The sequence below is a fragment of the Isoptericola sp. NPDC057391 genome, assembly GCF_042668085.1.
GTDB lineage: Bacteria > Actinomycetota > Actinomycetes > Actinomycetales > Cellulomonadaceae > Isoptericola.
In genome coordinates, this window is the sequence record NZ_JBHVBO010000232.1 from 1 (window position 1) to 5,521 (window position 5,521).

At 71.6% G+C, this 5,521-nt stretch carries 4 protein-coding genes; all 4 read left to right on the forward strand.

The genetic code is table 11. From position 1 onward, the window contains the following. The first annotated feature begins 156 nt into the window (after positions 1 to 156). Positions 157 to 1,491 (forward strand): extracellular solute-binding protein, encoded by a 1,335-nt coding sequence (locus ACFUVW_RS19120; RefSeq protein ID WP_430572886.1) that lies wholly within the window; start codon positions 157 to 159, stop codon positions 1,489 to 1,491. Continuing rightward, complete coding sequence (locus ACFUVW_RS19125) at positions 1,488 to 2,447, forward strand: carbohydrate ABC transporter permease (RefSeq protein WP_430572887.1); 960 nt, start codon at positions 1,488 to 1,490, stop codon at positions 2,445 to 2,447. Before ACFUVW_RS19120 ends, ACFUVW_RS19125 begins: the two co-directional genes overlap by 4 nt. Next, positions 2,444 to 3,361, forward strand: a complete 918-nt coding sequence (locus tag ACFUVW_RS19130; RefSeq protein ID WP_430572888.1) for a carbohydrate ABC transporter permease — start codon at positions 2,444 to 2,446, stop codon at positions 3,359 to 3,361. The genes ACFUVW_RS19125 and ACFUVW_RS19130 overlap by 4 nt, the downstream gene beginning before the upstream one ends. Further along, positions 3,358 to 5,521, forward strand: a 2,164-nt coding sequence (locus ACFUVW_RS19135; protein ID WP_430572889.1) for a glycoside hydrolase family 2 TIM barrel-domain containing protein, incomplete at its 3' end; no start/stop codon positions are given. The genes ACFUVW_RS19130 and ACFUVW_RS19135, both read left to right, overlap by 4 nt.

The window sequence follows — 5,521 nt, forward strand, 5'->3', positions numbered from 1 at the left end:
GTTCTCGACGAGAACGGGGCCACGATCGCACCCACAACCGGCGCCTGACACGCCCCGCGAATCTTGACCGCACGGTCGGCGTCGCTGTTAACGTGACCACGCTCACACGCCCCCGGGGCACCAGCCCCGGCCGACGTCACGACGAAGTGGGGACGGATGCGACAGGTCACGAGACGGGAGCTCCTCGGCTGGGGGCTCGCCGGGGGAGCGTCGGCGCTGCTCGCCGGGTGCGCGACGCCGGGGACGACGTCGGTCAACGCCCAGCCGGTGGTGCCGGCCGCGGCGGGGGAGAAGATCACGCTCACGTACTGGGCGTGGCTGAAGGACCTGCAGAAGGTCGCCGACGTCTGGAACGCCAAGAACCCGGACGTCCAGGTGCAGGTCTCCTGGATCCCCGGCGGCAACGACGGCGGGTACCAGAAGATGTACTCGGCCCTCGCGGCCGGGGGCGGGCCCGACCTGGCGCAGGTGGAGATGCGCACCGTTCCGGAGTTCATTCTGGTCAACGGCCTGGTGGACCTGGAGCGGTACGGCGTCTCCGAGCACGCGGCCAAGTTCGACGAGACGCTGTGGAGCCAGGTGAGCTTCGCCGGCGGCGTCTACGGCATCCCGCAGGACTCCGGGCCCGTCGGGATGTACTACCGGCCGGACCTGTACGAGCAGGTGGGCGCCGACGTCCCCACCACGTGGACGCAGTGGGCCGAGGTCGCGTCCGCGTTCCGGGAGATCGGCGTCTACATCGACTCCTTCCCCCTGGACGACACGTCGGTGTTCACGGCCCACGCCATGCAGGCGGGCGCCACGTGGCTGCGCAGCGCGGAGGACGGCTGGGTCATCGACATGGCCGGCGAGGCGACGCTCGACGTCGCGCGCTTCTTCGACCAGGTCATCGACGACGACCTGGTGACCACCGCAGCCAACCCGTACACGCCCGGCTGGTACGCGGCCGCGGCGCACGACCAGATCGCGTCGCTCGTGAGCGCGAGCTGGGGCGACGCGCTGCTGCAGAGCGTCAGCGGCGCGGAGGGGAAGTGGCGCGTCGCGCCGGCCCCGCGCTGGGACCACGGCTTCGGGTCGTCGTTCATCGGCGGCTCGACGTCGGCCGTGCTGGCGAACAGCAAGCACCCGAAGGAGGCGATGGAGTTCGCCGTCTGGATGAACACCGACCCGGAGGGCATCGACGCGATGATCAAGCACTCCGGTATCGGGTGGTCGCCGGCCCGCGACTACATCGGCGCGGCGCGCGAGGAGCCGAGCGAGTTCTTCGGCGGCCAGCGCTACAACACGGAGGTCTTCCAGCCCGCCACGCAGGAGCAGAACCCCGACTGGCAGTGGTGGCCCATCACCCAGCAGACGTTCAACATCCTCGGTGACGGGTTCCGCCGCAAGGCCACGGGCGGCACGCTCGTCGACGCCGTCGTCGCCGCCGAGGAGCGGACCATCGAGGTGTTCCGCCAGAAGGGCCTGACGATCCGGAAGGCGGAGCGATGACCACGCACACCACCCCCGTGGGGGACGTCGCCGCGACCCGACGCCCGACGTCGCCTCCCGCGAAGAAGCGCAGCACCGCCGTCGGGCGCGCGCCGTGGATCCTCGTGGGTCCGTTCCTCCTGCTGTTCCTGCTGACGTTCGTGCTGCCGATCATCGTGGCGATCGGGCAGAGCTTCACGACCGTCACCCGCGCCGGGCTGTTCGGCGAGCAGGGCGTCACCACCGGGTTCGCCTGGTTCGAGAACTACCGGATCGCGCTGGAGGACGGGAACTTCGTCGCGTCGATCTGGCGGATGCTGCTGTTCGGCGTCGTGCAGGTGCCGGTCATGATCGTCGCCGCGACGGTGCTGGCCCTGCTGCTCGAGTCGGCGTCGGCGCGCTGGCCCGGCTTCTTCCGCGCCACCTACTTCATGCCGTACGGCATCCCGGGCGTCATCGCGACCATCCTCTGGTCGTTCCTCTACGTCCCCGGCCTGAGCCCGATCATCGACCTCACCGAGACGCTGTTCGGGTTCACGCCCGACTTCCTCGGCGCCGGGACGGTGCTGTGGTCGATCGCGAACATCGTCACCTGGACGTACGCCGGCTACAACATGCTCATCATCGTGGCCCAGCTCAAGGCGATCCCGCCGGAGATGTACGAGGCGGCGCGGGTGGACGGGGCCGGACCGTGGCGCACGGCATGGAGCATCCAGCTGCCGCTGATCCGCCCGGCACTCGTGCTCACCACCGTCTTCTCGATCATCGGCACGCTGCAGCTCTTCGCCGAGCCGCAGCTCCTCATGACCGTCTCGCCGGCGATCGACTCGCAGTACACGCCCAACCTGTCCGCGTACACCACCGCCTTCGCCTACAACGACTACAACGTCGCCGCCGCCCAGTCCGTGCTCATCGCGCTCGTGGCGTTCGCGCTGTCGTTCCTCTTCCTCCGGCTGACGAACAGGAGCTCGCGATGACCGCCGCCGTCTCCACCGCGCCGCAGCGCACCGACGCGCCGCACGTTCCCGCCGCGACCCCCGCCGGTCGCGGACGGCGCCCGGCGACGACGATCCTCGTCACCGGCATCCTCGCCGTCGTCGCGATCTACTTCCTCGTGCCCGTCTACTGGGTGGTCGTCGCCGCGTCGAAGACGACGGACGACCTGTTCGGCACCAACGGCTTCTGGTTCGGCAACACCTTCGCGCTGTTCGACAACCTCGCCGCCGTGCTCACCTACGGCGACGGCGTCTTCCTGCGCTGGTTCGCCAACTCCGTGCTGTACGCGGGGGTGGGCGGCCTGATCGCCACCTACCTGGCGGCGGCGGGCGGGTACGCCCTGGCCAAGTACCGGTTCCGCGGGCGCAACCTCATCTTCGGGCTCGTGCTCGGAGGCGTCCTGGTGCCGGGCACGGCCACGGCCCTGCCCCTGTTCCTGCTGTTCAGCCAGCTCGGCCTCGCCAACACGTACTGGAGCGTGCTGATCCCGTCGCTGGTGTCGCCGTTCGGCTTCTTCCTGTGCCGCATCTACGCGGACGCCACCGTGGACACCTCGCTCGTCGAGGCCGCCCGCATCGACGGCGCGGGGGAGCTGCGCATCTTCCACACCCTGGGCCTGCGGATCATGACGCCCGCGCTCGTGACGGTGTTCCTCTTCCAGATCGTCGGCATCTGGAACAACTACTTCCTGCCGCTCGTGATGCTCAGCGACCAGGACCTCTACCCGATCACCCTCGGGCTCAACAACTGGAACAGCCAGACCGACCGGCTGCCCGAGTTCTACGAGCTCACCACCGGGGGCGTGCTGCTCTCGGTCATCCCGCTCGCCGTCGCCATGATCGTGCTGCAACGGTTCTGGCGCGGCGGCCTGACGGAAGGTGCTGTCAAGGCATGACGCCGTTCTCCCCGCTCCCGCACGAGTCCACCGCGCCCTGGTCGGGACGCGTCGAGCCGCCGCGGTCCGCGCCCGCCGGGGACGCTCCTCGGCTCTCCCTCGACGGCACGTGGGGCTTCCGCCTGCTGGGCGGGGTGCCCGGTGCGCCCGGCGCGCACGGCGTCCTGCCCGACGGCGAGGGGGCCGCGGACTTCGCGCAGCCGGGCTACGCGCCGTCGCCCGACGCCGGCTGGGGCGAGCTCCCCGTGCCCGCGCACTGGGTGCTCGAGGGCGACGGCGCGCACGGCCGCCCGATCTACACGAACGTGCAGTTCCCGTTCCCGGTGGACCCGCCGCACGTGCCGGACGAGAACCCGACCGGCGACTACCGACGCGAGGTCGACGTGCCGGCGTCGTGGACCGAGGCCGGGCGCGTGCTGCTGCGGTTCGACGGCGTCGAGTCGTTCTTCACGGTGTGGGTGAACGGCGTCGAGATCGGCTCGGCGTCGGGCAGCCGGCTCGCGCACGAGTACGACGTCACCGACGCCGTGCTCCCCGGCGCAAACACCGTGGCCGTGCGCGTGGTGCAGTGGTCGGCGGCGAGCTACCTCGAGGACCAGGACCAGTGGTGGCTGCCGGGCATTTTCCGCGACGTCACCCTGCTGCACCGCCCCGTCGGAGCGCTCGACGACGTCTGGCTGGACGCGGACTACGACCCCGCGACGGCCCAGGGCGTGCTCGTGCCGGAGGTGCGGGCCGACGCCGCCGCGTTCCCCGTGCGGCTGCGCGTGCCCGAGCTCGGGGTCGACGTCGCGTGGGAGCGGCCCGAGGACGTCGCGCCCGTCGCCGTCGGTGCGGTCGAGCCGTGGTCGGCGGAGGAGCCGAACCTGTACGAGGCGACCGTGGCGTCGTCGGGCGAGACGGTCGCCCTGAGGGTCGGCTTCCGGCGCGTCGAGATCGTGGGCGACCGGCTGCTCGTCAACGGGCGCCGGGTGGTGTTCTCCGGGATGAACCGGCACGAGACGCACCCCGACCGCGGGCGCGTCTTCGACGAGGAGCACGCCCGCGCCGACCTGGCGCGGATGAAGCAGCACAACGTCAACGCGATCCGCACCAGCCACTACCCGCCGCACCCGCGCGTCCTGGACCTGGCCGACGAGCTGGGGCTGTGGGTGATCCTCGAGACCGACCTGGAGACGCACGGGTTCGAGGCCGGCGGCTGGGTGGGCAACCCCAGCGACGACCCGCGCTGGCGCGAGGCCTACCTCGACCGCGTGCGCCGCACGGTCGAGCGCGACAAGAACCACGCGAGCATCGTGCTGTGGTCGCTCGGCAACGAGTCGGGCACGGGCGCCAACCTCGCGGCGATGGCGGAGTGGGTGCACCACCGCGACCCGTCGCGGCCCGTGCACTACGAGGGCGACTACGCCGGCGAGTACACCGACGTCTACTCGCGGATGTACTCGACGGTTCCGGAGACGGCGTCGATCGGGAACTCTGTGGACGGGGGCGACCTGTCTCCCGTGCTCGGCTGCTCGATCGCCGACTCGGCGCGGCAGCGGTCCAAGCCGTTCCTGCTGTGCGAGTACGCGCACGCCATGGGCAACGGACCGGGCGCGCTCGACCAGTACCGCGAGCTCGTCGACACGCACCCGCGCCTGCACGGCGGGTTCGTCTGGGAGTGGCGCGACCACGGCCTGCGCACCCGCACGCCGGACGGCGTCGAGTACTTCGCCTACGGCGGCGACTTCGGCGAGGTGGTGCACGACGGCAACTTCGTCATGGACGGCATGGTGCTGTCCGACGACACCCCCAGCCCCGGGCTCACGGAGTTCTGGCACGTCGAGCGGCCGGTCGTCGTGCGGCCGGCCGGCGGCGCGGCGTCGGGGAGCGTCGAGGTCTGGAACCGGCGGCACACCGCGGACACCGGCGACCTCGTGCTGCGCTGGCGCGTGGAGCACGACGGCGAGGAGGTCGCGTCCGGCGAGGCCGCGATGGCGGGCGACGACGGTGCCCCCGTGGCGGCGGGGGAACGGGCCGTCGTCGGGCTGCTCGACCCGGCGTCGCTGCCGGAGGCGAGCCCCGGCGCGGAGGCGTTCCTCACGGTGGAGCTCGCGCTGCGCGAGGCCGCGTCGTGGGCCGACGCGGGGCACGTCGTCGCGCGCGACCAGTGGGCGCTGC

Coding starts and splice junctions, on each gene's coding strand:
- ACFUVW_RS19125 (WP_430572887.1), top strand. CDS start 1,488: ATGACCACGCACACCACCCCCGTGGGGGACGTCGCCGCGACCCGACGC.
- ACFUVW_RS19120 (WP_430572886.1), top strand. CDS start 157: ATGCGACAGGTCACGAGACGGGAGCTCCTCGGCTGGGGGCTCGCCGGG.
- ACFUVW_RS19130 (WP_430572888.1), top strand. CDS start 2,444: ATGACCGCCGCCGTCTCCACCGCGCCGCAGCGCACCGACGCGCCGCAC.